This window comes from Microbacterium sp. bgisy203, assembly GCF_057706945.1.
The window spans coordinates 222,956-247,825 of the sequence record NZ_JBYIPF010000005.1 but is presented as its reverse complement, the minus strand read 5'-3'; the positions used below and the strand labels follow the sequence as shown (position 1 = coordinate 247,825).

Genomic DNA, 24,870 nt, shown 5'->3' with positions numbered 1-24,870 from the left:
ACCTCGGTCCACCTGCCCCGCAGGAGAAAGTGAGAGAGAGATGGCGAACGAACGACAGGCCAGAATGGCCGACCGCATCCGGGTGCTCGTCGCGGAGCGGCTCGAAAAGGGCCTGCGCGACCCGCGACTCGGCTTCGTCACGATCACGGACGTCCGGGTGACCGGCGACCTGCAGCATGCCTCGGTGTTCTACACCGTCTACGGCTCCGACGAGGAGCGCGCCGACACCGCCGCGGCTCTGAAGGCCGCGACGGGCATGATCCGCAGTGACGTCGGCAAGCAGCTGGGCGTCCGGCTCACTCCGTCGCTGGAGTTCATCCCCGACGCGCTCCCCGAGACGGCCGGCCACATCGCCGACCTCCTCCGTGAAGCGCAGGAGAGGGATGCCGCCGTCGCCGGCCTCGCGGCCGGCGCCGCGTACGCCGGCGACGCCGACCCCTACATCAAGCCCCGCGAGGACGACGACGAGGCCTGAGCCCCGCACACGCCTCCGGTGATCGAGTGCCGCCGGTCGCGCAGCAGCGGCGTATCGAGCTCGCGCGCGTCATTCGTCGGCGCACATCGTCGCCTGAAGCGGAAGTGTCGGCGCACATCGTCGGCATCCCCGCCGATGGCGACGATGCGCGCCGACGATCCGCCCCGCGAAGGGGGTGTGGCTCCGGCACCCCACGCCCGGCATCCCCCTACCGGCTTCCCTCGGGCGGGGGATCCGCCACCGTTGCGCCGCTCGTAGCCTGACGGCATGGCGCACACTCATTCCGTCCCGCTCTTCTCCGCTGCACCCGCTCGCGTTCCCTGGCGTGCTGTCGCGGTCTTCGCGATCACCGCCGTCGTCCTCGCCTGGCTCGTCGCGCTGCCGCTGTGGCTCGGGGGCCGGGGCCTCGCCGACCCCCTGCTCCCGATCGTCGCCGCCGCGATGATGTTCACCCCCGCACTCGCCACGATTCCCGCGCTTCTCGTGGACCGGCAGGGCGGCGGTCTGCGTGGCGCGCGTGCCGTCCTCCGCCGACTCGGGATGTGGCCGCTCCGGCCCATCGGTCGGACGATCGGGTGGACGGCCGCGATGATCTTCGCGATGCCGCTCCTCGTCGCCCTCTCCCTCGTCATCGCCGGGGCGCTGGGCTTCGCGCAGTTCGACCTCGTCGGATTCTCGGGCTTCGTCGCCATGCTCGAGCGGACGCTCCCGGCGGGTGCGACGCTGCCGCCCGCCGGACTGATCGTGGCTCTGCAGGTCGCGGCGATCCCGGTCGCCGCCCTCATCAACATCCCCTTCGCCTTCGGTGAGGAGGTCGGCTGGCGCGGCTGGCTTCTGCCCGCTCTTCGTCCACTCGGTGTCTGGCCGGCGCTCGTGCTGAGTGGCGCGTTCTGGGGCTTCTGGCACGCCCCGCTCATCCTGCTCGGGTACAACTTCGGCGAACCGAACGTCCTCGGCGTCGTGATGATGATCGTCGGGTCGGCGCTCATCGGGGTGATCCTGGGGTGGACGCGCCTGCGCACCGGATCGGTGTGGCCCGCCGTCCTCGGACACGGGGCCTTCAACGCCTCCGCCGGCATGGGCGCGCTCGTCGTCGCGGCCGACTCGTCTCCTCTCGCGACGCTCGCCGGCCCGATCGGCGTGTCGATGTGGATCGCCTGCCTCCTCGTGATCGCCGTGATGGCGCTGTGCGGAGCGTTCCGCTCATCGCAGCTCGACGGTCGACTCGCCGACGATCCGGCGCAGCCGGCCGCGTCCGCGCAGCCCGCGGCGTCAGCGCGGCAGACGCAATGAACCCTCGACCGCCTCGATCAGCCCGTCGGCGATCAAGGAGTCGATGGCCCGGTCGCGTTGCGCGGCATCCGGCCAGTCGGGCACCACGGCATCCTGCGCCACCGCGTGAGACGCGCTCTCGCGCAGCACCCGCAGGATCGCCCCGCGCGCCTGACGGTCGCTTCCCTCATAACGCGCCTGGCGACGCCGCTCGTCGCCGGTGTCGGGGTATCCCGCCGCGCGCCACCTACACGTATACGCGATGGGGCATGCGTCGCAGCGCGGCGCGCGGGCGGTACAGACGACGGCGCCGAGCTCCATGATCGCGGCGTTGAGCACCGCGGCATCCCTGTCGTCGCCGGGCAGCAGCGCGTCCATGTCGGCGAGGTCGCGCTTGGCCGGCGGGCCGGGCTGCGCGCGCCCTGCGACCGCGCGGGCGATGACGCGGCGCGTGTTCGTGTCGACCACGGGATGCCGGTCGCCGTAGGCGAACACCGCGACCGCGCGCGCCGTGTAGTCACCGATCCCGGTGAGGGCGAGGAGCGCCTCGACGTCGCGGGGCACGACGCCGTCGTGCCGGTCGCGGATCTCCACGGCGGCGCGATGGAGCCACAGCGCGCGGCGCGGGTAGCCGAGGTTCGCCCACTGCCGCACCGCCTCGGCGGGCGCGTCGGCGGCGAGATCGGTCGGCGTCGGCCAGCGTTCGAGCCACGCCTCGAGGTGCGGGATGACGCGGGCGACCGGCGTCTGCTGCAGCATGAACTCGCTGACGAGCACGCCCCACGCCCCGAACCCCGGCGCCCGCCACGGCAGGACGCGCGCGTTGTCGCGGTACCACGCGATGAGCGGGGTCGCGAGATCGGGCATCCGCCCAGCCTACGGCGGCGGCGCCGCGCGACCCCCGACCAAGGCGACCCTGGACGTGACTCAGGCAGAATCGCGTCACGGAGCCTCGGAGACACCTGCGAGGGCGGAATTGCCTGAGTTGTGTCCACGTAGGCTGGGGGAGTGCCCGAGTCCTCCGCCGCCCCGAACGGCATCCTGCTCGTCGACAAGCCCGGAGGCGTCACGAGCCACGACGTCGTCGCCCGCGCGCGCCGCGCGCTGAACACCCGCAAGATCGGCCACGCCGGCACCCTCGACCCGATGGCGACCGGCCTCCTCATCCTCGGGGTGGGGCCGGCGACGCGCCTGCTCACCTTCATCGTCGGGCTCGACAAGACCTACGAGGCGACGATCCGCCTCGGGGTGTCCACCGACTCCGACGACGCCGACGGCGACGTGACCGGCCGAGCGGATGCCGCAGCCCTCGCCGCCGTGACGGACGCGCGTATCGCGGACGGCGTCGCCGCCCTCACCGGCGAGATCGAACAGATCCCCAGCACCGTCTCGGCGATCAAGGTCGACGGCCGCCGCGCCTACGACCTCGCCCGCGCGGGCGAGGAGGTCCGGCTGAAGGCCCGCGCCGTCACCGTCAGCCGCTTCGACATCGTCGCCCGCCGCCCGGCGCCGGGCGAGACGGCCCCCGACGGCGCGATCGATCTCGACGTCGTCGTCGACTGCTCGAGCGGCACCTACATCCGGGCCCTCGCCCGCGACCTCGGCGCCGCCCTGGGCGTGGGCGGCCACCTCACGGCCCTCCGCCGCACCCGCATCGGCCCGTTCGAGGTGGCGGATGCCGTCACCGAGATCACGCCGGATGCCCCGCTCGCACGCCCCGCCGAGGTCGCCGCCGCCGTCCTCGGTGCCTTTTCGGTGACGGCCGACGAGGCGCGCGACCTCCGCCACGGGAAGCGCCTGGCGGGCGCCGCAGCGCGTCTCGCGACCCCGACAGCCGCCGCGATCGATCCCGACGGCGCGCTCGTCGGAATCGTCGAGCGCCGCGGCGACGACGTCAAGAGCGCGATGAACATGTCCGAGGGCGCCTCGTGATCCTCTGGTTCACGATCGTGGAGATCGTCGTCGCGGTGATCGTGGGGGTCACCGCGATCGTCGCGGGCCTCGCGGGGAGGCGCCCCGGCGACGTGACCGTCGGCGGCATGGCGCTCATCCTGCTGCTCCTGCTCGCGCAGGTCGTCATCGCGATCGTGTCGCCCCTCGCGGGCAACCCGCCCCTCGGCAGCGCCCTGGAGTACTGGGTGTACCTCGTCTCCGCGGTGCTCATCCCGCCCGCGGTCGTCTTCTGGGCGCTCATCGAGCGCAGCCGCTGGAGCACCGTCATCATGGGGATCGGCGCCCTGGCTGTTGCGATCATGGTGTGGCGCATGCAGGTCATCTGGACGACCCCGGCGCTCTGACGACGGCATCCCTCACCCGCGCGAGCCGGGCCTGGCCGCGCGCCACCCGAACTATCATGGACAGGTCATGTCGCCCGCGTCCCGCCCTCGAATGACCGGCATCGGCCGGGTCCTCGTCGTCGTCTACGCGATCATGGCACTCGCCGCGACCGGGCGGTCGCTCGTGCAGATCGTCGAGGACTTCGACAACGCTCCTCTCGCGTATTCGCTGTCGGCAGCATCCGCGCTGGTCTACATCCTCGCGACGATCGCGCTAATCCTCTCGCAGAGCGCCACCTGGTACGTCATCGCGTGGATCGCGATCGTGTTCGAACTCGTCGGCGTCCTCGTCGTGGGGACCCTCAGCCTCACGCATCCGGAGCTCTTCTCCCACGACGCGACGGTGTGGTCGGGGTTCGGCTATGGCTACTTCTGGGTGCCGCTCGTCCTCCCGTTCGTGGGTCTCTGGTGGCTCGTCACCCACAGGCACGGCGCGCCCGAGCGCGAGCCCGAGCCGGTCGTCGAAGGGTCGAGCTGGTGATCGTCTTCCGCGCGCCGGGCGACGTGCCCGCAGGCTTCGGACCGTCGGTCGTCGTGATCGGCAAGTTCGACGGTGTCCATTCCGGTCACCGGGCGGTCATCGACCGTGCCCGCGTGACGGCTGCGGAGGACGGCGCCCGCGTCGTGGCGGTGACGTTCGACCGGAACCCGCTGAGCCTGCTGCGTCCCGAACTCTGCCCCGATCCGCTCTCGAGCGTCGATCAGAAGCTGTCACTGCTGGCGGATGCCGGAGTCGACGCGACCCTCGTTCTCCGCTTCGACGAGAGCCTCGCCGGCCTCGAGCCCCGCGCGTTCGTCGAGCACGTGCTCGTCGACGCCCTGGGGGTGGTGACGGTGATGGTCGGGGACGACTTCCGCTTCGGACACCGCGGCGCCGGCGACCCGGCGCTGCTCGCCGAGCTCGGCGCGGAATACGGCTTCGAGGTCGACGTCGTCGGCGACGTCGAAGGCGGGGGACGCCGCGTGTCGTCGACGTGGATCCGCGACGTGCTGTCGGTCGGCGACGTCGAAGACGCGGCGAGCCTGCTCGGACGCCCGCACACGGTGCAGGGCGAAGTGGTCCACGGTCTCAAGCGCGGGCGCGAACTGGGCTTCCCGACGGCGAACCTGTCGCCGGATGCCGAGGGGTTCATCCCCGCCGACGGCGTGTACGCGGGGTGGCTCCTCGACCTCGGACCGATCGACCCGGCGTCGGGCCGCACGGCATCCGACGCGCCCGTCACGCGCTACCCGGCGGCGATCTCGGTGGGCACGAACCCCACGTTCGACGATGTCGACGCGCGTCAGGTCGAGGCGTACGTGCTCGACGAGACGGCCCTCGACCTCTACGGCCACCGGGTGCAGGTGCAGTTCACGCACCGGATCCGCGGCATGGTCGCATTCGAGGGGATCGACACGCTCATCGCGCAGATGGCCGATGACGTCGCCCGTGTGCGGGTCGCGCTCCGCGGCTGATCCCGCCCCGAGCGCGACGCGGGCTGCCCGGGCTCCGTGCGACGCGGGGCTCAGTACGAGCCGGAGTCGACCGCGCCCGTCGCCTGCTCACCGGCGTCGACGCGGCGCGCCTCGCCGAGGATGACCGCGCTGCCGCTCGTGCCGAGGCGGGTGGCTCCGGCATCCAGCATCGCGAGCGCGTCGGCATAGCTGCGGACGCCGCCGGATGCCTTGACCTGCACCTGGGGGCTGACGTTCGCGCGCATGAGTTCGACGTGGGGGACGGTCGCCCCGCCGCCCGCGAAACCCGTCGAGGTCTTGACGAAGTCCGCGCCGCCCTGCTCGGTGAGGCGGCTTCCGCGCGCGATCTGCTCGTCGTCGAGGAGTGCCGTCTCGAGGATCACCTTGGTGATGTGTCCGGATGCCGCATCCACGACGGCGGCGATGTCGGCGACGACCTCGGCGTCGAATCCGGAGCGCAGCCACCCGATGTTGATGACCATGTCGAACTCGGTCGCCCCGTCGGCGAGGGCCTGGCGCACTTCGGCGACCTTCGCGGCGGTCGAGGTGGTGCCGTGCGGGAAGCCGATGACGGTGCCGACCGCGACGCCGGTGCCGTCCAAGCGAGAGACCGCGTGCGGGATGTCGCTCGGGCGCACGCACACGCTGAACACCTTCCACTCGGCGGCGATGTCGAGCTCGGCGTCGACGTCGGCGCGGGTGAGCTCGGGCTTGAGGATCGCGTGGTCGATGGTGGCGGCGAGGTCTCGCTCGGTGATCGTGGCCATGGTTCCAGGGTACGCCGCGGAATACCCCAGGGGGGTATCCTGTTATCGTCGGGGAGTCATGGACGAACGAGGAGACACGATGACCGAGCAGACCTACACCATCGAGGGCATGACCTGCGCGCACTGCGCCGGAGCCGTCAGCCGCGAGGTGCGGAAGATCGACGGCGTGAACGACGTGCGCGTCGATGTCGCCGCGGGCGTCCTGACCGTCGACGCCGCCGCCGCGCTGTCGGACGCCGATGTCGCCGCGGCGGTCGACGAAGCCGGGTACACGCTCGTCGGCGCGCGCTGAATCCGCCCGAGCACCACGACGCGATGAGCACGACAGCACCATGAGCACCACAGCGCCCGCCGCTCCCGCGGAGTCGTCGCGCGCGCACGCCGTCCTCGACATCGAGGGGATGACCTGCGCGAGCTGCGTCGCCCGCGTCGAGAAGCGGCTTCAGAAGCTCGACGGCGTCACGGCGTCCGTCAACCTCGCGACCGAGTCGGCACGCGTCGACTATCCCGAAGCCCTTGCCCCCGAGGCGCTCCTCTCGGCGGTGCGCGAAGCGGGATACGAGGCGTCCGTCCGTCGGATGCCTCAGCCTGCGGCATCCCCCCGGCACGACGGCGTCGCTGACGCCCGCGCGGGCCAGGAGCCCGGGGGCGCCGCGGACGGGGGCGCCGCGGGCCAGGACGCCGCCGGCCAGGATGCCGCGGGCCACGCGCACGAGGTCGAGGACCGTGCCGGTGCGACCACCCTGCGCACGCGCCTGATCGTCAGCGCGATCCTCGCGGCGCCCGTCGTCGCGCTCGGCATGGTCCCGGCGCTGCAGTTCCCCGGATGGCAGTGGGTGTCGCTCATCCTGACCGCGCCCGTCGTGCTGTGGGGCGGGTGGCCCTTCCACCGGGCGACCTTCGCGAACCTCCGCCACGGCGGCATGACGATGGACACGCTCATCACGCTCGGCACGGGCGCGGCGTTCGGTTGGAGCCTGTGGGCGCTCATCTTCGGCACCGCCGGGCGGATCGGGATGACGCACGACTCGGCCCTGTTCGGACCCGTGCACGACCCGTCGTCGCTGGTGTATTTCGAGGTCGCCGCCGCCGTCACGGTCTTCCTCTTGCTCGGTCGGTTCATCGAGCAGCGCTCCAAGCGGCGCGCGGGCGCGGCGCTCCGCTCGCTCATGGAGCTCGCGGCGAAGGACGTCGAGCTCGAGGACGGCACGCGGGTCGACGCGGCGACCCTCCGCGTGGGCGATCGGTTCCTGGTCCGCCCGGGGGAGAAGGTCGCCACCGACGGCGTCGTCGTCGCGGGCCAGGCCTCGCTCGACGAGAGCATGATCACCGGCGAGTCGGTGCCCGTCGAGGCATCCCTCGGCAGCGCCGTCACCGGCGGCACCCTCGCCGCCGACGGTCGTCTCGTGGTGGCCGCGACCTCGGTCGGCGAGGATACGCGCCTCGCGCACCTCGCGCGCCTCGTCGAAGACGCGCAGGCCGGCAAGAGCCGCGTGCAGCGCCTCGCCGACCGCATCTCGTCGGTGTTCGTCCCCGTCGTGATCGGCCTCGCGGTGCTCACCCTGCTCGTCTGGATGATCGTCGGGGGCTTCTCCGGCACGTCGATCGCCGCGGGCTTCACGGCCGCGGTCGCCGTCCTCATCATCGCGTGCCCGTGCGCGCTCGGTCTCGCCACCCCCATCGCGATCCTCGTGGGGACGGGGCGCGGCGCGCAGCTCGGTGTGCTGATCACGGGGCCCGAGGCCCTCGAATCCGCCGAGCGCATCGACACCGTCGTCCTCGACAAGACGGGCACCGTCACCTCGGGCGCGATGGCGGTGTCGTCCGTCACCCCGGTCGCGGGAGCGGATGCCGACGACATCGCCCGCCTCGTCGGGTCGCTCGAGCACGCATCCGAGCACCCGATCGCGCAGGCCCTCACCGCGCTCTCGACGACGCATCTGCCCGTCGAGGACTTCGCCGGGCTCGCGGGCCGCGGCGTCACCGGGACGGTCGACGGGCACGCGGTGTTTGCCGGGCGGCCGGCGTTCGCCGCGGAGATCGTCGAGGCGCCGGCGGCCGAGGCTGCGTCCCTGCCGGACGACGCGCTCGCCGCGATCGCGGATGCCGAGTCTGCCGGGGCGACCGCCGTCGTCGCCGGGTGGGACGGTGAGGTCCAGGCGGTCATCGCCGTCGCCGACGACGTGCGCCCCGACAGCGCTGAGACGGTCGCGGAGCTGCGCCGCCTCGGCCTCGACGTCGTACTGCTGACGGGCGACAACGAGGGCGCCGCCCGGGCCGCCGCGCGCGCGGCAGGCATCCCCACCGTGATCGCGGGCGTCCTCCCGGAGGGGAAGGTCGCGGAGATCGAGCGGCTGCAGGCATCCGGTCACCGTGTCGCGATGGTCGGTGACGGCGTGAACGACGCGGCCGCGCTTGCGACCGCCGACCTCGGTCTCGCGATGGGCGGCGGCACGGATGCCGCGATGCACGCGAGCGACATCGCTCTCGCGGGCCACGGACTCGCGCCCGTCGTCACGGCGATCTCTCTCAGTCGGCGCACGATGCGCGTCATCCGCGGAAACCTGTTCTGGGCATTCGCGTACAACGTCGCAGCTCTCCCGCTGGCCGCGCTCGGCCTGCTGAACCCGATGATCGCCGGCGCCGCGATGGCGTTCTCGAGCGTCTTCGTGGTGCTCAACAGCCTGCGCCTGCGCTCCGCGCGCTGACTACCGCCCGCCGTCCGGCTCGCGAATCACCGCCCGATGCGCGAATCACCGCCGCTTGAACGCGAATCGCACGGTGATTCGCGAAACCAGCGGTGATTCGCGAGCCTGGGGCGAGGCGGGGCGCGCGGCGGCGCGGCGCAGCGCGGGGAGGCGACAGCGCGGGGAGGCGCGGGGCGCTAGAATGGATGCCGGGGACATCGCGCCTCCCGTCGCCGCAGCTCGCAGAAGCGAGTGCCCGCAGCCGGGGGAGCAGTCCTCGTGTTCGCCTCCGCGGCCCCGGCCGCGGGCACTGCCCGGCCGTTGATCCACGGTCGGCACCTCGCCGGTTCGCACCGGCACGTCAGCTCAGGAGGAGCATGCCGCCTACGGCATCCACAGCCCCCGCCCGTCGGCGGAAGGGCTCTTCGGCACGTCGCGACGACGACGCGCCCCTCATCCCGATCCTCGCGCGCAAGGTGCGCGAGGTCGAGGCGAAGTCCCAGCGCGGAAAGCTGGGCCCCACGAACCGCGTCAAGTTCCAGGTCATCGCCTTCCTCGTCCGCGAGGAGCGCGCCCGCGTCAAGGCCGACGAGACCATTCCGACCGCCGCGCGCGCCGAGCTGCTGAAGCGTCTCGACGGCGTCGCGACGATCCTCGCCAAGACCGCCGCCCGCGACACGTCGCTGATCCAGCTGCTCGAGGTCGACCAGGCCACCTCGCCGGTCGCGAAGCGCATGCGCCGCGACTGGCTGCTCGAGTCGGGGGCCGAGCTTCCCGACGACGAGCTCATCATCACCGATGCGGCCCCGGCCGCGCAGAGCTGGGGTCAGGCGCCCGTCGTCCCGGCCGCGCTCGCCGAGCGCCAGGTGACCCCGCCGCAGATCGAGGCGCGCCGCGAGTCGAACCCGTTCCTCGCGCCCGACCTGACGCTCCGCGCGCCGGTGTCCACCGCGCGCCGCCGGCTCGACGGCTGGGAGCTCATGGGGCCGCTCTACAAGGCGTTCGAGACGGGCGCCGGCGGTGCCTCGGCATCCATGGACCTGCCGCCCGTCCCCGAGTTCGACCGCCTCTCGCCCAAGGGCCTCGAGATCATGCCGCATCAGTCGCGGTTCCTCGAGTCGGTGCGCGAGGGCCACCGCGCGTTCCTCCTCGCCGATGAGCCCGGCCTCGGCAAGACCGCGCAATCGGTGCTCGCCGCATCCGTCGCGGATGCCTATCCGCTGCTCGCCGTCGTTCCGAACGTCGTCAAGATGAACTGGGCGCGCGAGGTCGAGCGGTGGACGCCGCAGCGCCGCGCGACCGTCATCCACGGCGACGGCGACCAGGTCGACGCGTTCGCGGACGTCTTCATCGTCAACTACGAGGTGCTCGACCGGCATCTGTCGTGGCTGTCGTCGCTGGGCCTGAAGGGCATGGTCGTCGACGAAGCCCACTTCATCAAGAATCTCGGCTCGCAGCGGTCGCAGAACGTCCTCGCGCTCGGCTCGCGCATCCGCGAGCAGGTGCGGAACCCGCTCATGCTCGCCCTGACCGGCACGCCGCTCATCAACGACGTCGAGGACTTCGACGCGATCTGGCGGTTCCTCGGGTGGACGAACGGCGAGAAGCCCGGCCCCGAGCTCATGGAGAAGCTCGACGCGACCGGCTTCACCCCCGCCGACAAAGCGTTCTACCCCGAGGCGCGCGATGCCGTCATCTCGATGGGCATCGTCCGGCGGAAGAAGAAGGACGTCGCCGCCGACCTCCCCGACAAGCTCATCGCCGACCTCCCCGTCGAGCTCGACGACGAGTACGGCCGCTCGATCCGCGCCGCCGAGCGCGAACTCGGCGAGCGGCTCGCCGCGAAGTACCGTCGCATCATCGAGGCGCGCGGCGACAAGGTCGTCTACGGCGAGGCCGACGACGACATCGTGCGCCTGGTCGCCCACGGCGAGCTCGAGGAGTCGAAGGCCCAGGGAACCGGCGCCGACAACGTCTTCACGATGGTCCGGAAGATCGGTCAGGCGAAGGCGGTGCTCGCCGCCGACTACGCCGCGCAGCTGCAGCGCTCGGTCGGCAAGGTCGTGTTCTTCGCGAAGCACATCGATGTCATGGATGCCGCGGAGGCCCACTTCGCCGCCGCGGGCCTGCGGACCGTCTCGATCCGCGGCGACCAGACCACGCCCGCCCGCCAGCAGGCGATCGACGCGTTCAACGCCGACCCCGACGTCGCGATCGCGGTGTGCTCGCTGACCGCAGCCGGAGTCGGCCTCAACATGCAGGCAGCCTCCAACGTCGTCCTCGCGGAGCTGTCGTGGACCGCCGCCGAGCAGACCCAGGCGATCGACCGCGTGCACCGCATCGGCCAGGACGAGCCGGTCACGGCGTGGCGCATCATCGCCGCGCACACGATCGACACGAAGATCGCGGAGCTCATCGACTCGAAGCAGTCGCTCGCCGCGCGCGCCCTCGACGGCCAGCAGGTCGACCCGACCTCGAGCGACTCGGTGCAGATGTCGGCGCTCATGCACCTGCTCCGGCAGGCGCTCGGCGCGGCCTGACCGCCCCCGGCGCGCCGCCCGCCCGCGGTGCGCCGGGTCCGCGAGGACTTATCGACGGCGGGGCCGGTGGCAGCCACGAGGCATCCGGCGATAGTGTCGTTCCAGGCAGCGACGCCCTCCGAGCACCCGAGTCAAAGGATCTCCACATGAAGATCGGCATCCTCACCAGCGGCGGCGACTGCCCCGGTCTGAACGCGGTCATCCGCGGCACCGTCCTGAAGGGGACGACAACGTACAACACGGAGTTCGTCGGCATCCGCGACGGGTGGCGCGGCGTCGTGGACGGCGACTTCTTCCCGCTCACCCGCCACGAGGTGAAGGGCCTGTCCAAGGTCGGCGGCACGATCCTCGGCACGTCGCGGACGAACCCTTACGAGGGCCCCCGTGGGGGCGCCGAGAACATCAAGGCGACCCTGTACGGGCACCACATCGACGGCATCATCGCGATCGGCGGTGAGGGCACTCTCGCTGCGGCCAACCGTCTGTACAACGACGGCATCAACGTCATGGGGGTGCCGAAGACGATCGACAACGACCTACGCGCCACCGACTACTCGTTCGGCTTCGACACGGCCGTCAACATCGCCACCGAGGCGATGGACCGCCTGCGCACGACCGGCGACTCCCACCAGCGCTGCATGGTCGCCGAGGTCATGGGCCGCCACGTCGGCTGGATCGCCCTGCACTCGGGCATCGCCGCCGGCGCACACGTCATCTGCATCCCCGAAGTGCCGATGTCGATCCAAGAGATCTGCGAGCAGGTGCAGCGCGCCCATGACCGCGGACGCGCGCCGCTCGTCGTCGTGTCGGAGGGCTTCACCCTCACCGGTATGGACGAGGCCTACAGCGACAAGGGACTGGATGCCTTCAACCGCCCGCGCCTGGGCGGCATCGGCGAGATCCTCGCCCCCGAGATCGAGCGCATCACGGGCATCGAGACGCGGGCGACCGTTCTCGGTCACATCCAGCGCGGCGGGTCGCCGTCGGGCTTCGACCGGGTGCTCGCGACGCGCTTGGGGCTGCACGCCGCCGACGCGGTCGTCGACGGCGCGTGGGGTCAGATGGTCTCGATGAAGGGCACCGACATCGTGCGGGTCCCCTTCGAAGAGGCGCTGGGCGAGCTCAACACCGTCCCGCTCTACCGCTACGAAGAGGCCGCGGCGCTCTTCGGCTGAGCGCCGCGGCGCGTCGGCTGCAGGCATCCTGGTCCCCGGCATCCTCGTCCCAGGCATCCTGGTTTCAGGCATCCTGCGCGTCACCGCGCGCCACAGGCATTCTGCGCCTGCGCGCGCGTCACCGACGGAGGAGATGTCACCGGGACAGGACGAGGGAGCGGTCCCGGGTCCTGTCCTCGTGATTTCTCCTCCCTTGGTGAGGTTCCATCGGTCTGTCCACAGGCGGCCGGATGCCGAATCGCTCCACAGATCCGGGAAGCCCGCGCTCGCGCGAGAGGTCGGATGACGATGCTGGGGGCATGAGAGGCGACCTGATCCCCTGGATGGCGGCGCGCGGCGGTGTCGCGCACTCGTCGGCGCTGCGCGCCGCGGGGTTCACGACCCACGGCATCCGTCACGCCATCGCCCACGGCGCTGCGCGATGGGTGCGTCGGTCCTGGTTGGCGATCGACGGAGCAGACCCCGCGCTGGTCTCCGCGGCCGCGCGGGGCGGGCGTCTCACCTGCCTCAGTGCGTCGCTTCGGGCAGGCCTGTGGACGCCGGATCACGGCGACATCCACCTCGCGGTGAAGCCCTCGTCGTCACGCGTCGAGACGACCGGCACGCGCGTGCATTGGGCGGTGGCGCCCGTGCCCGTGCCCGCGACCGAGCTCGTCGATACGGTGATCAACGCGCTCTTCCACGTCGCCGGTTGCGTCCCTCTCGTCGATGCGCTCTGCGTCTGGGAGTCTGCGATCCGCACGGGAGCCGTCGCGGCCGGGATGCTCCCCGGCATCGCGTGGCGTGGGCGCGCCAGAGAGCTCGCGGAGATGGCATCCCATCTCTCCGATTCCGGGCTCGAGACGCGGTTCATCGCGCTCGTGACACCTCTCGGTGTCCCTGTGCGCCAGCAGGTGTGGATCGACGGCCACCCCGTCGACGCTCTGCTCGGTGAGCGTCTCGTCGTCCAACTGGATGGGTTCGCGCACCATCAGGCATCCGACCGGCGTCGCGACCTGCGTGCGGACGCGACTCACCCTCCTCGGGTACACGGTGCTCCGCTTCGACCTCGTGCAGCTGCTGCACCATCCGGACGAAGTCCTCGCGACCGTCGCGCTGGCCCTGGCGCAGCAGCGCCACCTCGCGTTGCGGTGATGGGGGTCGATGCGGTGATCACGTAGGCAGGAGATATCGCGAAGGGAGGGTGAGAGACAGCTCACGCGTCCTGCGTTCGTGAGATGTCCTGTGTCGGTGAGGGGATGCCGCGCCGCCCGCCCGCTCGGGGGACTCAGCCCTCGGCGAGCCCCAGCACGTCGAGCAGCCACGCGAGCTCGAACGCCCGCTGGTGCCACGAGTTGTAGCGTCCCGAGACGCCGCCGTGGCCGGCGACCATCTCGCACTTCAGCAGCGCATCCGCCCCTGCCGCCTGCAGGCGCGCGACCCACTTGGCCGGCTCGACGTAGTAGACCCGGGTGTCGTTGAGGGACGTCGTCGCGAGGATCCGCGGGTACCGGATGCCGGGACGCACGTTCTCGTACGGCGTGTACGACTTCATGTACGCGTAGACGTCGGCGTCGTGCAGAGGGTCGCCCCACTCGTCCCACTCGATGACCGTGAGCGGCAGCGACGGGTCGAGGATCGTCGTCAGCGCGTCGACGAACGGCACGTCGGCGAGGATGCCGGCGAACAGCTCGGGCGCCAGGTTCGCGACGGCGCCCATCAGCAGCCCGCCCGCCGAGCCGCCTTCGGCGACGAGCAGCGACGGCGAGGTCACGCCGGTGTCCACCAGGTGCCGGGCGACCGAGACGAAGTCGGTGAAGGTGTTGCGCTTGCGGGCGAGCTTGCCGTCCTCGTACCACTGCCGGCCCATCTCGCCGCCGCCGCGCACGTGCGCGATCGCGAAGACGACGCCGCGGTCGAGCATCGACAGGCGTGCGACCGAGAAGCCCGGCTCGATCGAGTGCTCGTACGATCCGTAGCCGTACAGGTGCACGGGGCGGGGGTCTCCCGCGCCCGGCTCGCCGAACGAGCGCTTCCAGACCAGCGAGACGGGAACGCGCGTGCCGTCTTCGGCGGTCGCCCACTCGCGCCGCTGACCGTAGTCGTCGGCGGAGTAGCCGCCGAGCACCGGCTGTCGCTTGCGCAGGAGGAACTCGCCCGTGTCGACGACGAAGTCGTAGACGGTGCCGGGGGTCACGAACGAGCCGTAGCCCAGGCGGATGACGGGCGGCGCCCACTCCGGGTTGCCTCCCGACCCCGCGGCGTAGAGATCTTCGTCGAAGTCGAGTTCGCGGACCTCACCCGAGGCGTAGTCGAGGATGCCGAGACGCGCGAGCCCCTCGCGGCGATACGACACCACGCCCCAGTCGCGGAACGCGGAGACATCCAGCAGCCGGCGCCCGGGGACGTGCGGCAGCACCACGTCGCGAGGCCCTTGGGGATCGTCGGCCGACACCCGGACGAGCTCGAAGTCGAGCGCCCCGTCGTTGTGGAGCACGTAGAGCACGTCCTCGCCGTCCACGATCGCGTGCGTCGCGGAGTACTCGACGCCCTCGCGGCGCGGCCAGATCACACGGGGTTCGGCGCGCAGGTCGGATGCCGGGACGAGGAACTCCTCGCTCGTGATCGACGATCCCACCTCGATGACCAGGTACCTCTCGCTGCGCGTGAAACCGGCGCCGACCCAGTACCGCTCGTCGGGCTCGTGGTGCAGGCGCACGTCGGCGGAGGCATCCGTGCCCACCTCGTGCAGCCACACGGTATCGGGGCGCCACGCGTCATCGACCGTCGTGTAGACGACGTGCCGGCCGTCGGGGGAGAAGCACGCGCCGGCGGAGGTGTTCTCGACGACGTCGGGAAGGTTCTCCCCGGTCGCGAGATCGCGGATGCGGAGGGTGTAGCGCTCGTCTCCCTCGACGTCGACGCCGTAGAGCAGGCGGGTGCCGTCGGTCGAGACGTCGAAGCTCCCGAGCGAGAAGAACTCGTGGCCCTCGGCCTCGAGGTTGCCGTCGAGCACCACGACTTCGCCCGGTACGGACTCGCCGGGGGTCAGCTGCGGCGGCGTCCAGTCGTCCGCGGAGGCGAGCGGCGCGCGGCAGTGGATGCCGTACTGCTTGCCCTCGACGGTGCGCCCGTAGTACCACCAGTCGCCCTGCCGGGTGGGGACGGACAGGTCGGTCTCGAGGGTGCGGGAGCGGATCTCGTCGAAGATCGTCTGCCGCAGCGGCGCGAGGTGAGCGGTGCGTTCGGCGGTGTACGCGTTCTCGGCTTCGAGGTACGCGATGACGTCCGGGTCCTCCTTGGCGCGCAGCCACTCGTAGTCGTCCACGACGTCGTCGCCGTGGTGGGAGCGGGAGGTGGGCCTGACAGCGGCGACGGGGACGCCGAGAGGTTCGCGAGTCACCCTTCCACGGTAGTCGACACGCCCGGAGCGGCGGTCTGCGGTCGGGTCCGGGTTTCGTCCGGTTGGGCCTGTTCTCGCGCCGTGAGGAATGTGCGAGGATTTCTGTGGTCCGGTTGCCGGAACATGAAACCGCGGTGAACTCTTCGTTCGCACTGCCGATGTCATCGGCGCACTCCCTTTGAAATCCGACGGAAAGCGAACTGTGGAAACCGCTGCCCTCATCGTCGTCCTGGTGATCGCGCTCGCGCTGTTCTTCGACTTCACCAACGGCTTCCACGACACCGCGAACGCGATGGCGACGCCCATCGCCACGGGCGCGCTGAAGCCGAAGGTCGCCGTCGCGCTCGCCGCGAGCCTCAACCTCGTCGGCGCGTTCCTGTCGACGGAGGTGTCGAAGACCATCTCGCACGGCATCATCCGCGAAGACCAGATCACTCCCTTGGCGTTCCTGCCGATAATCTTCGCCGGCCTCATCGGTGCGATCACCTGGAACATGCTCACGTGGCTGCTGGGTCTTCCCTCCAGCTCGTCGCACGCCCTCTTCGGCGGCCTGATCGGAGCAACGCTCGTGGGCGCGAGCGCCAGCGCGATCGACTTCGGCATGGTGCTGAGCAAGGTCGTCCTGCCGGCCCTCATCGCCCCCTTCGCCGCCGGGGTCATCGCGTTCCTCGCGACGCGCCTCGCGTACGCGCTGACGCGCCGATACGACAACAAGCCCGACGGGCGCGACGGCTTCCGCTGGGGTCAGATCTTCACGTCGTCGCTCGTCGCCCTCGCCCACGGCACGAACGACGCGCAGAAGACGATGGGAGTCATCACGCTCGCGCTCATCATGGTCGGGTGGCAGAGCTCCGACCAGGCCGACCCGCACCTGTGGGTCATCATCGCGTGCGCCCTCGCGATCGCGCTCGGCACGTATATGGGCGGATGGCGCATCATCCGCACCCTCGGCAAGGGACTCACCGACGTCAAGCCGGCGCAGGGCTTCTCGGCCGAGACCTCGACCGCCGCGACGATCCTCGCCTCCAGCGCCCTCGGCTTCGCGCTCTCGACGACGCAGGTCGCCTCGGGCTCGGTCATCGGCTCGGGTCTCGGCCGCCGCGGATCGACCGTGCGCTGGCGCACGGTCGGTCGGATCGCGATCGGCTGGGTGCTGACCCTTCCGGCATCCGCCGCCGTGGGCGCGCTCGCGGCGCTGTTCGTCGTGTTCTTCGGCGGGTGGGGCATCCTCATCGACGCCGTGCTCGCCGTGATCGTCATCGTCGGCATCTTCGCGTACTCGCGTCGCGACCAGGTCGACTCCTCCAACGCGATGAGCGAGGTCGCCGACTCCGGTCTCGCCGTCAAGGTGAAGCGCAACCCGCCGCCCACGCGCCGTCAGCGGGCGATCCAGCGCGAGCAGGCGCGTCTGAAGGCGGAAGCCGAGGCGCACGAGAAAGCCGAGCGGAAGAAGAAGGCCAAGGCGGATGCCAAGAAGGCCGCGGACGATCGCCGTGCGGCCGAACGCGCCTCGACCGGTGCCGGCGTGAACAAGGCCACGCGGAACAAGAAGGGCCCGCAGCGATGAACATCACGATCGACTGGCTCGCCTTCGTGGAGGTGTTCGTCGCCGCGCTCACCGGCGCCATTCTGGTGGTCGGCTTCTATGCACTCGGACTGCGCCTGCTCGTCCGCGCGGGGCGGGCACCGGTGGTCGCTCCGGCGGAGTTCACCGACGCCATCACGGTGATCACCGAGAAGGAGGCGCGCAAGGCCGCGAAGGCCGCCGAGAAGGCGGCGCGCAAGAGCCCGCTCACGCAGGGGCAGAAGAACCTGGCGCTCGCCGGGGCCTACGCGTCGTTCGCGATGTGTGCGCTCGCCGTGCTCGGCGGCATCCTCATGCTCGTCCTCAAGTGACGCCGGCTGCGCTCTGCGGTGCGCGCGGCGGAGGATGGCCGCGGTGGTACCTGTCCGGCTGGGGCGCAGAGGTGGATGCCTCCTGTGGGAGCGGGCGGCGCCCTGGGACGACGTGGCCCAGCTGCGGCCCTCGTTAGGCTGACGGCATGGAGCCCGTGCAGTTCGGTCAGCATCCGCCCGCGCGGCGGGTGATCGTCCACGTCAGCGACACGCACCTGCTCGCCGGCAACCGACCGCTCGGCGGGCGCTACGACACCGCGGCGAACCTCGCGGCGACGCTCGCCTCGGTCGAGCGCGCGGGCGTCCGCCCCGACGCGATCGTGTTCACGGGAGACCTCACCGACCTCGGCGAGCCCGAGGCCTATGCCGCCCTCCGCGCCGCTGTCGAACCCGTCGCGGCGCGCCTCGGCGCCCCCGTCGTGTGGGTCGCGGGGAACCACGACGAGCGCCCGGCGCTCCGGGCGGGGCTGCTCGACGGCGCGCCGACCTCCGAGCCCGTCACCGGCGTCTGGGACCTCGGCGGCCTCCGGCTCATCGCCCTCGACTCCTCGGTCCCCGGGTGGCATCACGGCGATCTCGACACAGGGCAGCTCGCGTGGCTGCGCGGCATCCTCGCTGAGCCCGCCCCGCTCGGGACGATCCTCGCCCTCCACCACCCGCCGATCCCGAGCCACATCCCGTTCTTCGACATCCTCGAACTCCGCTCGCAGCCCGCCCTCGCCGCGGCGATCGCCGGCACGGACGTGCGCGCGATACTCGCCGGGCACCTGCACTACTCGACGTCGGGAACGTTCGCCGGCGTACCCGTGAGCGTCGCCGCGGCGACGTGCTACACGATGAACCTGCAGCGGCCGCCGGAGGAGGTCAACGGCATGGATGCCGGGCAGTCCTTCCACCTCGTGCACGTCTACGACGACACGATCACCCACGCCGTCGTTCCCGTGGGGGACGCCGAGACCGCCGACACCTTCACGGCGGAATGGGTCACCGCGATGGCGGCGCTCAGCCCCCAGGAGCGTCTCGAGGCGTTCTCGCGCAAGCGCTGAGGCGCCGCCGCCGGCATCCACCGCTGCGGCGGTCGGCGCGGCGATCTTGTACGTCGTGTACATCTGGCGCGGACGGGGCCGCGGGTAGGCTCGGACCCACCCCGACTGAACCCCGAGTTGACACACCCAAAAGGACGAGCACTCATGGCACAGGACGCAACGACGCGCACCGAAACCGATTCCCTGGGATCCCTCGAGATCCCCGCCGACGCGTACTGGGGCATCCACACTGCCCGCGCGCTGGAGAACTTTCCGATCTCGATGCGGCCGATCTCCGTCTATCGCGACCTCGTCATCGCGCTCGCGATGGTCAAGCAGGCCTCGGCGCGGGCGAACCGCGACATCGGCGTGCTCGACGCGGAGCGTGCCGATCTCATCGACCGCGCCTCGCAGCGCGTGATCGAGGGCGAGTTCCACGACCAGTTCGTCGTCGGTGTCGTCCAGGGCGGCGCCGGAACCTCGACCAACATGAACGCCAACGAGGTCATCACCAACATCGCCCTGGAGCTGGCCGGCCGCGAGAAGGGCGACTACGCGTTCCTCTCGCCGATCGACCACACGAACCGCTCGCAGTCGACCAACGACGTGTACCCGACAGCGGTGAAGATCGGACTCAGCCTCGACCTGGTGACGCTGCTCGACGAGCTCGACCTGCTGAGGCAGTCGTTCATGACGAAGGCCGTGGAGTTCCACGACATTCTCAAGATCGGGCGCACACAGCTGCAGGATGCCGTGCCGATGACCCTCGGGCAGGAGTTCCACGGGTTCGCGACGACGCTCGGCTACGACCACCAGCGCCTCACCGAAAACCGTCACCTCCTCTTCGAGATCAACATGGGCGCGACGGCGATCGGCACCGGCATCACGACCCACCCCGGCTACGCGCCGGCGGTCCTCCGGCATCTGCGCGACATCACCGGCCTCGACCTCGTCACCGCCGATGACCTCGTCGAGGCGACGAGCGACACGGGGTCGTTCATGTCGTTCTCGTCGACGCTCAAGCGCAACGCGATGAAGCTCTCGAAGATCTGCAACGACTTGCGCCTGCTGTCGTCGGGCCCGCAGGCGGGTCTCGGCGAGATCAATCTCCCGGCGCGCCAGGCCGGGTCATCCATCATGCCGGGCAAGGTCAACCCCGTGATCCCCGAGGTCGTGAATCAAGTCGCGTTCTCGGTCGCGGGTGCCGATCTGACCGTGACGATGGCGAGCGAGGCGGGGCAGCTGCAGCTCAACGCCTTCGAGCCGATCATCGCGCACTCGATCTTCCAGTCGATCACGTGGATGCGCCGCGCGATGCGGACGCTGCGCGTCAACTGCGTCGACGGGATCACCGCCAACCGTGAGCGCCTCGGCGCGATGGTCGGAGCCTCCGTCGGCGTCGTCACCGCGCTCACCCCCTTCATCGGCTATGCGGCGGCGGCGGCGCTCGCGAAGACGGCGCTCCTCACGCACCGGAACGTCGGCGACCTCGTCGTCGAGGCCGGCCTCATGACCCGCGCAGAGGTCGACAAGCAGCTCTCTCCGGCACGTCTGTCGGGCCTGGAGGCCGTCACGCAGGCGATCCCCGTCGTCCGGCCCGCCGAGAACGTCGTCGAGGGCTGAGGCGGCGCGGCCTCTGGCCTTCGGGGGCACAGGCCCGCTAGCGTCGGGGGAGCCGGAACCGCCGGCGCCATCACGCCTCCCTCCGACACCACCTCAGGAGACCGACATGTCCGATCCCCAGAACCCCGATTCCACCCCCGCCGCGCAGCCGACGCCTCCCGCCGCCCCCGCGCAGCCGGCCTACGGCGAGTACGCCCAGACCCCGCCGCCCGCGCAGCAGCAGGCATCCGCCCCCGCGTACTCGGCGCCCGCGTACTCCGCTGCGCCCGCGTACACGGACGGCTCGGGGTCCGGCTCCAGCTACCCCGGCAAGACGCTCGGCATCGTCGCGTTCATCGTGTCGTTCTTCTTCAACATCGTCGGGCTGATCCTCGGCATCGTCGCCTTCGTCCAGTCGAAGAAGGCCGGCCGGACCAACGGATGGGCCATCGCCGCCATCGTCATCGGCGCGATCTCCGTGATCATCACCGTGATCCTGTTCTTCGCCGTCATCGTCCCCTCGTTGAACGCCGCGACCACGTGCCTCAACGACCCGAACGCCACCGTGACGGTCTGGGGAGTGAACATCCCCTGCCAGCAGATTCTGGAGCAGTCCGGCCGCTGAGCCCGTCTGCGCCCTGAGCCCTTCTGCACCCTGGGCCCGTCTGCGCCCTGAGCCCTTCTGCACCCTGGGCCCGTCTGCGCCCTGAGCCGCTACGGTTCGTGCGAGCCGCTACGTGTCGGCCCGCACGGATCGTGGCGGCTCGCACATTACGTAGCGGCTCGCGGGAAGGGGTGGGGCAGGATGGGGATCAGCCGATGATGCGGCAGTGGGTCGTGAGCTCGCCGATCCCGTCGACGCCGACGGTCACGGTCGAGCGGTCGCGCAGGAAGATCTGCGGGTCGCGCGAGTAGCCGGCGCCCCCGGGGCTGCCCGTGGAGATCAACGTCCCCGGCAGCAGCGTCGCGGAGCGCGAGAGGTGCGACACGAGGGTCGCCACGGACCGGATCATCTGGCCCGTCGAGGCATCCTGCACCGTCTGTCCGTCGACGACGGCCCAGATGTGGAGGTCCTGCGGGTCGGGGATCTCGTCTGCCGTCACGATGAAGGGGCCGTTCGGGGTGAACCCGTCGAACGACTTGCACCGCGACCACTGCGCTTCGGAGAACTGGATGTCGCGCGCCGTGATGTCGTTGACCACCGTGTACCCCCACACGTGCGCCAGGGCGTCATCGGGCGAGACGTCTTTCGCCGGGCGCCCGATGACGACGCCGAGCTCCGCCTCGTAGTCGACCGACTCACTGAGCGCGCGCCGCCAGGTCGTCGTCTCGTCGTGCGCCGACAGGGAGTTCGGCCACAGCACGAACACGGTCGGCGCCGTGTCGGCCTTCAGGCCCAGCTCGCTCGAGTGCGCGGCGTAATTGAGGCCGATGGCGAGCACCACGGGAGGGGTCGGCACGGCGGGCCCGTACGTCACGCTCTCGAGCGGGATGCCTGTGCCCCGCGCATCGGGATCGAGCGCGGCCGCGCGCACCCGGTCGAGGAGGTCGTCGCCGCCCTCGATCAGCTCCTGGAGCAGGTGCGGGGCGCCGGGGAACATCGCGCGTGTGGGGAATGCGCGGCTCTCCGCGATGACCGCCAGCTCGAGACCGTCGGTTCCGGGCGTGCGGACGTGGGCGAAGCGCATTCGACCAGGCTAACGTGCCCCGCGCGCACCCGGAGCCGGGCCTCGCACGCGCTGCCTCTAGGCTGAACGCCATGAGCCACCTGCCCCCGCTGGCCCAGCCCGCTCCGGGTGCCGCCGCGCCTATCGCCCCCGCGACCGTCTCGCCCGCTCCGATCGGCGTCCCTCCTGCGCCAGCCGCGCGGCGAGAGCGCGGGCGCTCCGCGCCGATCTGGCTGTTCGCGATCCTCGTCGTGCTGCTGATCGCGCTCGTGGCCTACATCCTCACGTTCCTCGGCGTCGTCGCGTCGGTCGTCGGCATGGTGCTCGCGCTGATCCCGCTCGCGGGCGTGCTGGTGGCGGTGCGCCTCGTTGACCGCTGGGAGCCGGAGCCGGCCCGGCTCGTCGTCTTCGCCGTTGCTTGGGGCGCGATCGCGGCGGTGGCGATCGCGCTCGGCGTCGACATCCTCCTCGAGTTCCTCGTGCCCGCCGGCGCGAACGACGCCGCGCGCGACGCGTTCTCGTCGGTCGTGCAGGCGCCGCTTGTCGAAGAGTTCGCGAAGGGCCTCGGCGTCTTTCTCGTGTTCGTCTTCGCGCGGCGCGCGTTCGACGGCCCGGTCGACGGCGTCGTCTACGGCGCGCTCGTCGGAGCGGGCTTCGCGTTCACAGAGAACATCCTCTATTTCGCGACGAGTCTCATCGAGGGCGGACCCGCCGAGACGGCGTTCACGTTCTTCCTCCGCGGCATCCTCTCGCCGTTCGCGCACGTCATGTTCACCGCCGTCACCGGATACGCGATCGGGCTCGCTGCCCGCCGCGGCGCCACCGTCGGCCAGGCGGCCGGTGCCGGCGTGCTCGGGGCGCTGGGCGGAGCACTTCTGCACGCCCTCTGGAACGGGTCGGCCGTCTTCGCCGATTTCTTCCATCTCTACGTGGTCCTGCAGATCCCCCTCTTCATCGGGTTCGTCGTGAGCATCGTGGCGCTGCGCCGGGAAGAGGCGCGGCTGACCCGCGCGCGCCTCGGCGAGTACGCCGCGGCGGGATGGTTCACCCCGCTCGAGGTCGATCTCCTCGCGACGCCCGCGGGACGCCGGCGCGCCCTCGCGTGGGCGCGCACCCTTCCCGGTGATCGCACGCGCGAGATGCGCGTCTTCATCCGTGAGGCGACCTCCCTCGCCGCCGCCCGTCAGCGCACCTGGACGGGCCGCGATCCCGAATCGGTGCGCGATGAGCACACGGCGCTTGCGCGGACGACCTCGGCGCGCGCCGCGCTCCTGCGCCCCTGACCTCGGCACACCCTTGACACCCGGCCGCAGGCCCCGCAACAATGGTTCCAAGTCAAGTTCAGCGCTCGGGAGACACGCAGGCATCGCCGCGGCACCGGGCGCTGAACTTCGTCCGGGGCAGCATGCGCGTTCGGTCCGCCGGTGAGCGCACGATCTGGTCGCGTGCCCGGCATCCGTGCTTGGATGGATGCCATGAGTGAAGAGCGCACCAAGCCCGAGTTCGACGCCCCCGAGGGCCCCGCCCCCACCGAGCTCGTCATCCGCGACATCATCGTCGGAGACGGCGACGAGGCCAAGCCCGGCGACACCGTCACCGTCCACTACGCCGGTGTCGAGTACGACTCCGGCGAGGAGTTCGACTCCTCGTGGGGCCGCGGCGAGTCGATCCAGTTCCCGCTGCGCGGCCTGATCCAGGGCTGGCAGGACGGCATCCCCGGCATGAAGGTTGGCGGTCGTCGCGAGCTGATCATCCCGCCGCAGCTGGCCTACGGCCCGGCGGGTGGTCACTTCCTCGGCGGCAAGACCCTGATCTTCATCATCGATCTGCTCGCGGTCGGCTGAGCGTTCACGAGTTTTTTGTATTCTCAGGAATAGATAGTCTGCAGAGGCGTTACACCGCGCAGACCATTTCCCCTTTCCCTGAAGGAAGAGACATGACCGACTCCACCACGACCGTCGACGTTCCCGGTTACAAGGCGGGCACCTGGGTGCTCGACCCCTCGCACAGCGAGGTGACGTTCAGTCTGCGCCACATGATGATCTCGAAGGTGCGCGGCGAGTTCGGCCTCAAGAGCGCCACGATCGAGGCCCCCGAGAACCCGCTCGAGGCGAAGGTGACCGCCTCCGTCGACGCCGCGTCGATCGACACGAACGACGAGAACCGCGACAACCACCTCCGCTCGGCCGACTTCTTCGACGTCGCGACCTACCCGACCATCGACTTCGTATCGACGGGTGTGCGCTACGAGAAGGGCGACTTCCTCGTCGACGGCGACCTCACGATGCACGGCGTCACCAAGCCCGTCACGTTCGAGCTCGAGTTCGGCGGCTTCGGCACCGACCCGTACGGCAACTACAAGGCGGGCGCGACGGCCACCACCGTGATCAACCGCGAGGACTTCGGCCTCACCTGGAACGCGGCGCTCGAGACCGGCGGCGTGCTCGTCGGCAAGGACGTCACGATCACGCTCGACCTGCAGGGCTCGGTCCAGGCCTGACGCCTGAATGACCCCTCGAGGAGGGCGCGGATACTACGGCATCCGCGCCCTTCGTCGTTCCGCCCGTGGGGCATGCCGGGTCAGGGCTGCG

24 protein-coding genes are annotated in these 24,870 nt (G+C 71.0%); 19 read left to right on the top strand and 5 right to left on the bottom strand.

All coding sequences use genetic code 11. The annotated features are described in order from the left end of the window. The first annotated feature begins 40 nt into the window (after window positions 1–40). Together rbfA and AC3ENQ_RS10315 are read left to right on the top strand one after the other, a co-directional pair. Entirely contained in the window at window positions 41–475 is a 435-nt protein-coding gene (gene rbfA, locus AC3ENQ_RS10320) for a 30S ribosome-binding factor RbfA (RefSeq protein ID WP_431804289.1), read from the top strand. A gap of 267 nt (window positions 476–742) precedes the next feature. Continuing rightward, a complete protein-coding gene (locus tag AC3ENQ_RS10315; protein ID WP_431804287.1) occupies window positions 743–1,768 on the top strand; it encodes a CPBP family intramembrane glutamic endopeptidase in 1,026 nt (341 codons plus the stop codon). Here AC3ENQ_RS10315 and AC3ENQ_RS10310 read toward each other — a convergent pair. Then, window positions 1,748–2,614: an HhH-GPD family protein gene (locus AC3ENQ_RS10310; RefSeq protein WP_431804285.1), complete on the bottom strand. Its 867-nt coding sequence runs from the start codon at window positions 2,612–2,614 to the stop codon at window positions 1,748–1,750. The two genes, AC3ENQ_RS10315 and AC3ENQ_RS10310, sit on opposite strands and share 21 nt — an antisense overlap. A gap of 141 nt (window positions 2,615–2,755) precedes the next feature. Between AC3ENQ_RS10310 and truB the strand changes: the two genes are divergently transcribed. The 4 genes from truB (at window position 2,756) to AC3ENQ_RS10290 (ending at window position 5,538) form a co-directional block, all read left to right on the top strand. Then, window positions 2,756–3,679, top strand: a complete 924-nt coding sequence (gene truB / locus AC3ENQ_RS10305) for a tRNA pseudouridine(55) synthase TruB (RefSeq protein WP_431804283.1) — start codon at window positions 2,756–2,758, stop codon at window positions 3,677–3,679. After that, complete coding sequence (locus tag AC3ENQ_RS10300) at window positions 3,676–4,044, top strand: hypothetical protein (RefSeq protein WP_431804281.1); 369 nt, start codon at window positions 3,676–3,678, stop codon at window positions 4,042–4,044. Before truB ends, AC3ENQ_RS10300 begins: the two co-directional genes overlap by 4 nt. A 67-nt stretch (window positions 4,045–4,111) precedes the next feature. After that, window positions 4,112–4,564, top strand: a complete 453-nt coding sequence (locus tag AC3ENQ_RS10295; RefSeq protein WP_431804279.1) for a hypothetical protein — start codon at window positions 4,112–4,114, stop codon at window positions 4,562–4,564. Then, window positions 4,561–5,538: a bifunctional riboflavin kinase/FAD synthetase gene (locus AC3ENQ_RS10290; RefSeq protein ID WP_431804277.1), complete on the top strand. Its 978-nt coding sequence runs from the start codon at window positions 4,561–4,563 to the stop codon at window positions 5,536–5,538. The genes AC3ENQ_RS10295 and AC3ENQ_RS10290 overlap by 4 nt, the downstream gene beginning before the upstream one ends. A 50-nt stretch (window positions 5,539–5,588) precedes the next feature. Here AC3ENQ_RS10290 and deoC read toward each other — a convergent pair whose 3' ends face one another. Continuing rightward, on the bottom strand, window positions 5,589–6,305 hold the full coding sequence (gene deoC, locus AC3ENQ_RS10285) for a deoxyribose-phosphate aldolase (protein ID WP_431804275.1): 717 nt from the start codon (window positions 6,303–6,305) through the stop codon (window positions 5,589–5,591). Between the two features lie 79 nt (window positions 6,306–6,384). Here deoC and AC3ENQ_RS10280 point away from each other — a divergent pair, with 79 nt between their 5' ends. From AC3ENQ_RS10280 to AC3ENQ_RS10265, 4 genes are all read left to right on the top strand, one after another. Continuing rightward, on the top strand, window positions 6,385–6,597 hold the full coding sequence (locus AC3ENQ_RS10280; RefSeq protein WP_431804274.1) for a heavy-metal-associated domain-containing protein: 213 nt from the start codon (window positions 6,385–6,387) through the stop codon (window positions 6,595–6,597). A gap of 40 nt (window positions 6,598–6,637) precedes the next feature. After that, the gene (locus tag AC3ENQ_RS10275) at window positions 6,638–9,013 is read left to right on the top strand and encodes a heavy metal translocating P-type ATPase (protein WP_431804272.1); all 2,376 of its coding nucleotides are present in this window, start codon (window positions 6,638–6,640) and stop codon (window positions 9,011–9,013) included. A gap of 356 nt (window positions 9,014–9,369) precedes the next feature. After that, window positions 9,370–11,532, top strand: a complete 2,163-nt coding sequence (locus AC3ENQ_RS10270; RefSeq protein ID WP_431804270.1) for a DEAD/DEAH box helicase — start codon at window positions 9,370–9,372, stop codon at window positions 11,530–11,532. Window positions 11,533–11,678: 146 nt separating this feature from the next. After that, window positions 11,679–12,707: a 6-phosphofructokinase gene (locus tag AC3ENQ_RS10265; protein ID WP_431804268.1), complete on the top strand. Its 1,029-nt coding sequence runs from the start codon at window positions 11,679–11,681 to the stop codon at window positions 12,705–12,707. A gap of 581 nt (window positions 12,708–13,288) precedes the next feature. Here the strand turns inward: AC3ENQ_RS10265 and AC3ENQ_RS10260 are convergent. Next, a complete protein-coding gene (locus AC3ENQ_RS10260; RefSeq protein ID WP_431804266.1) occupies window positions 13,289–13,678 on the bottom strand; it encodes a hypothetical protein in 390 nt (129 codons plus the stop codon). Between AC3ENQ_RS10260 and AC3ENQ_RS10255 the strand changes: the two genes are divergently transcribed. After that, window positions 13,662–13,841 (top strand): hypothetical protein, encoded by a 180-nt coding sequence (locus AC3ENQ_RS10255; RefSeq protein ID WP_431804264.1) that lies wholly within the window; start codon window positions 13,662–13,664, stop codon window positions 13,839–13,841. The genes AC3ENQ_RS10260 and AC3ENQ_RS10255 overlap by 17 nt on opposite strands. Window positions 13,842–13,974: 133 nt before the next feature. On the opposite strand, the gene AC3ENQ_RS10250 is transcribed toward AC3ENQ_RS10255, so the two are convergent. Beyond that, entirely contained in the window at window positions 13,975–16,089 is a 2,115-nt protein-coding gene (locus AC3ENQ_RS10250) for a S9 family peptidase (RefSeq protein WP_431804262.1), read from the bottom strand. Window positions 16,090–16,291: 202 nt separating this feature from the next. On the opposite strand from AC3ENQ_RS10250, the gene AC3ENQ_RS10245 reads away from it, so the two are divergent. From AC3ENQ_RS10245 to AC3ENQ_RS10225, 5 genes are all read left to right on the top strand, one after another. Beyond that, entirely contained in the window at window positions 16,292–17,656 is a 1,365-nt protein-coding gene (locus tag AC3ENQ_RS10245; protein WP_431804260.1) for an inorganic phosphate transporter, read from the top strand. Then, complete coding sequence (locus AC3ENQ_RS10240) at window positions 17,653–17,985, top strand: peptidase (protein ID WP_431804258.1); 333 nt, start codon at window positions 17,653–17,655, stop codon at window positions 17,983–17,985. The genes AC3ENQ_RS10245 and AC3ENQ_RS10240 overlap by 4 nt, the downstream gene beginning before the upstream one ends. 146 nt (window positions 17,986–18,131) lie before the next feature. Further along, window positions 18,132–19,031 carry a phosphodiesterase gene (locus AC3ENQ_RS10235; protein ID WP_431804256.1) on the top strand — a complete coding sequence of 300 codons (900 nt, stop codon included), beginning with the start codon at window positions 18,132–18,134 and terminating at the stop codon, window positions 19,029–19,031. Window positions 19,032–19,175: 144 nt separating this feature from the next. Beyond that, window positions 19,176–20,633 (top strand): aspartate ammonia-lyase, encoded by a 1,458-nt coding sequence (locus AC3ENQ_RS10230; protein WP_431804254.1) that lies wholly within the window; start codon window positions 19,176–19,178, stop codon window positions 20,631–20,633. 106 nt (window positions 20,634–20,739) lie between these two features. After that, window positions 20,740–21,237 carry a DUF4190 domain-containing protein gene (locus tag AC3ENQ_RS10225; RefSeq protein WP_431804252.1) on the top strand — a complete coding sequence of 166 codons (498 nt, stop codon included), beginning with the start codon at window positions 20,740–20,742 and terminating at the stop codon, window positions 21,235–21,237. Between the two features lie 187 nt (window positions 21,238–21,424). Here the strand turns inward: AC3ENQ_RS10225 and AC3ENQ_RS10220 are convergent, their stop codons facing one another. Continuing rightward, entirely contained in the window at window positions 21,425–22,300 is an 876-nt protein-coding gene (locus AC3ENQ_RS10220) for a fumarylacetoacetate hydrolase family protein (RefSeq protein WP_431804250.1), read from the bottom strand. Between the two features lie 71 nt (window positions 22,301–22,371). On the opposite strand from AC3ENQ_RS10220, the gene AC3ENQ_RS10215 reads away from it, so the two are divergent. The 3 genes from AC3ENQ_RS10215 (at window position 22,372) to AC3ENQ_RS10205 (ending at window position 24,779) form a co-directional block, all read left to right on the top strand. Next, the gene (locus AC3ENQ_RS10215; protein ID WP_431804248.1) at window positions 22,372–23,562 is read left to right on the top strand and encodes a PrsW family intramembrane metalloprotease; all 1,191 of its coding nucleotides are present in this window, start codon (window positions 22,372–22,374) and stop codon (window positions 23,560–23,562) included. 192 nt (window positions 23,563–23,754) lie between these two features. Continuing rightward, window positions 23,755–24,123 (top strand): FKBP-type peptidyl-prolyl cis-trans isomerase, encoded by a 369-nt coding sequence (locus tag AC3ENQ_RS10210; RefSeq protein WP_431804246.1) that lies wholly within the window; start codon window positions 23,755–23,757, stop codon window positions 24,121–24,123. Between the two features lie 92 nt (window positions 24,124–24,215). Then, the gene (locus AC3ENQ_RS10205) at window positions 24,216–24,779 is read left to right on the top strand and encodes a YceI family protein (protein ID WP_431804244.1); all 564 of its coding nucleotides are present in this window, start codon (window positions 24,216–24,218) and stop codon (window positions 24,777–24,779) included. Window positions 24,780–24,870 lie beyond the last annotated feature (91 nt).

What these genes read in the sequence shown, in the direction of transcription:
- rbfA (WP_431804289.1), top strand. Translation starts at nt 41, where the DNA reads ATGGCGAACGAACGACAGGCCAGAATGGCCGACCGCATCCGGGTGCTC.
- AC3ENQ_RS10315 (WP_431804287.1), top strand. Translation starts at nt 743, where the DNA reads ATGGCGCACACTCATTCCGTCCCGCTCTTCTCCGCTGCACCCGCTCGC.
- AC3ENQ_RS10310 (WP_431804285.1), bottom strand. Translation starts at nt 2,614, where the DNA reads ATGCCCGATCTCGCGACCCCGCTCATCGCGTGGTACCGCGACAACGCG.
- AC3ENQ_RS10295 (WP_431804279.1), top strand. Translation starts at nt 4,112, where the DNA reads ATGTCGCCCGCGTCCCGCCCTCGAATGACCGGCATCGGCCGGGTCCTC.
- deoC (WP_431804275.1), bottom strand. Translation starts at nt 6,305, where the DNA reads ATGGCCACGATCACCGAGCGAGACCTCGCCGCCACCATCGACCACGCG.
- AC3ENQ_RS10280 (WP_431804274.1), top strand. Translation starts at nt 6,385, where the DNA reads ATGACCGAGCAGACCTACACCATCGAGGGCATGACCTGCGCGCACTGC.
- AC3ENQ_RS10275 (WP_431804272.1), top strand. Translation starts at nt 6,638, where the DNA reads ATGAGCACCACAGCGCCCGCCGCTCCCGCGGAGTCGTCGCGCGCGCAC.
- AC3ENQ_RS10270 (WP_431804270.1), top strand. Translation starts at nt 9,370, where the DNA reads ATGCCGCCTACGGCATCCACAGCCCCCGCCCGTCGGCGGAAGGGCTCT.
- AC3ENQ_RS10265 (WP_431804268.1), top strand. Translation starts at nt 11,679, where the DNA reads ATGAAGATCGGCATCCTCACCAGCGGCGGCGACTGCCCCGGTCTGAAC.
- AC3ENQ_RS10255 (WP_431804264.1), top strand. Translation starts at nt 13,662, where the DNA reads ATGGGTTCGCGCACCATCAGGCATCCGACCGGCGTCGCGACCTGCGTG.
- AC3ENQ_RS10260 (WP_431804266.1), bottom strand. Translation starts at nt 13,678, where the DNA reads ATGGTGCGCGAACCCATCCAGTTGGACGACGAGACGCTCACCGAGCAG.
- AC3ENQ_RS10240 (WP_431804258.1), top strand. Translation starts at nt 17,653, where the DNA reads ATGAACATCACGATCGACTGGCTCGCCTTCGTGGAGGTGTTCGTCGCC.
- AC3ENQ_RS10235 (WP_431804256.1), top strand. Translation starts at nt 18,132, where the DNA reads ATGGAGCCCGTGCAGTTCGGTCAGCATCCGCCCGCGCGGCGGGTGATC.
- AC3ENQ_RS10230 (WP_431804254.1), top strand. Translation starts at nt 19,176, where the DNA reads ATGGCACAGGACGCAACGACGCGCACCGAAACCGATTCCCTGGGATCC.
- AC3ENQ_RS10225 (WP_431804252.1), top strand. Translation starts at nt 20,740, where the DNA reads ATGTCCGATCCCCAGAACCCCGATTCCACCCCCGCCGCGCAGCCGACG.
- AC3ENQ_RS10220 (WP_431804250.1), bottom strand. Translation starts at nt 22,300, where the DNA reads ATGCGCTTCGCCCACGTCCGCACGCCCGGAACCGACGGTCTCGAGCTG.
- AC3ENQ_RS10215 (WP_431804248.1), top strand. Translation starts at nt 22,372, where the DNA reads ATGAGCCACCTGCCCCCGCTGGCCCAGCCCGCTCCGGGTGCCGCCGCG.
- AC3ENQ_RS10210 (WP_431804246.1), top strand. Translation starts at nt 23,755, where the DNA reads ATGAGTGAAGAGCGCACCAAGCCCGAGTTCGACGCCCCCGAGGGCCCC.
- AC3ENQ_RS10205 (WP_431804244.1), top strand. Translation starts at nt 24,216, where the DNA reads ATGACCGACTCCACCACGACCGTCGACGTTCCCGGTTACAAGGCGGGC.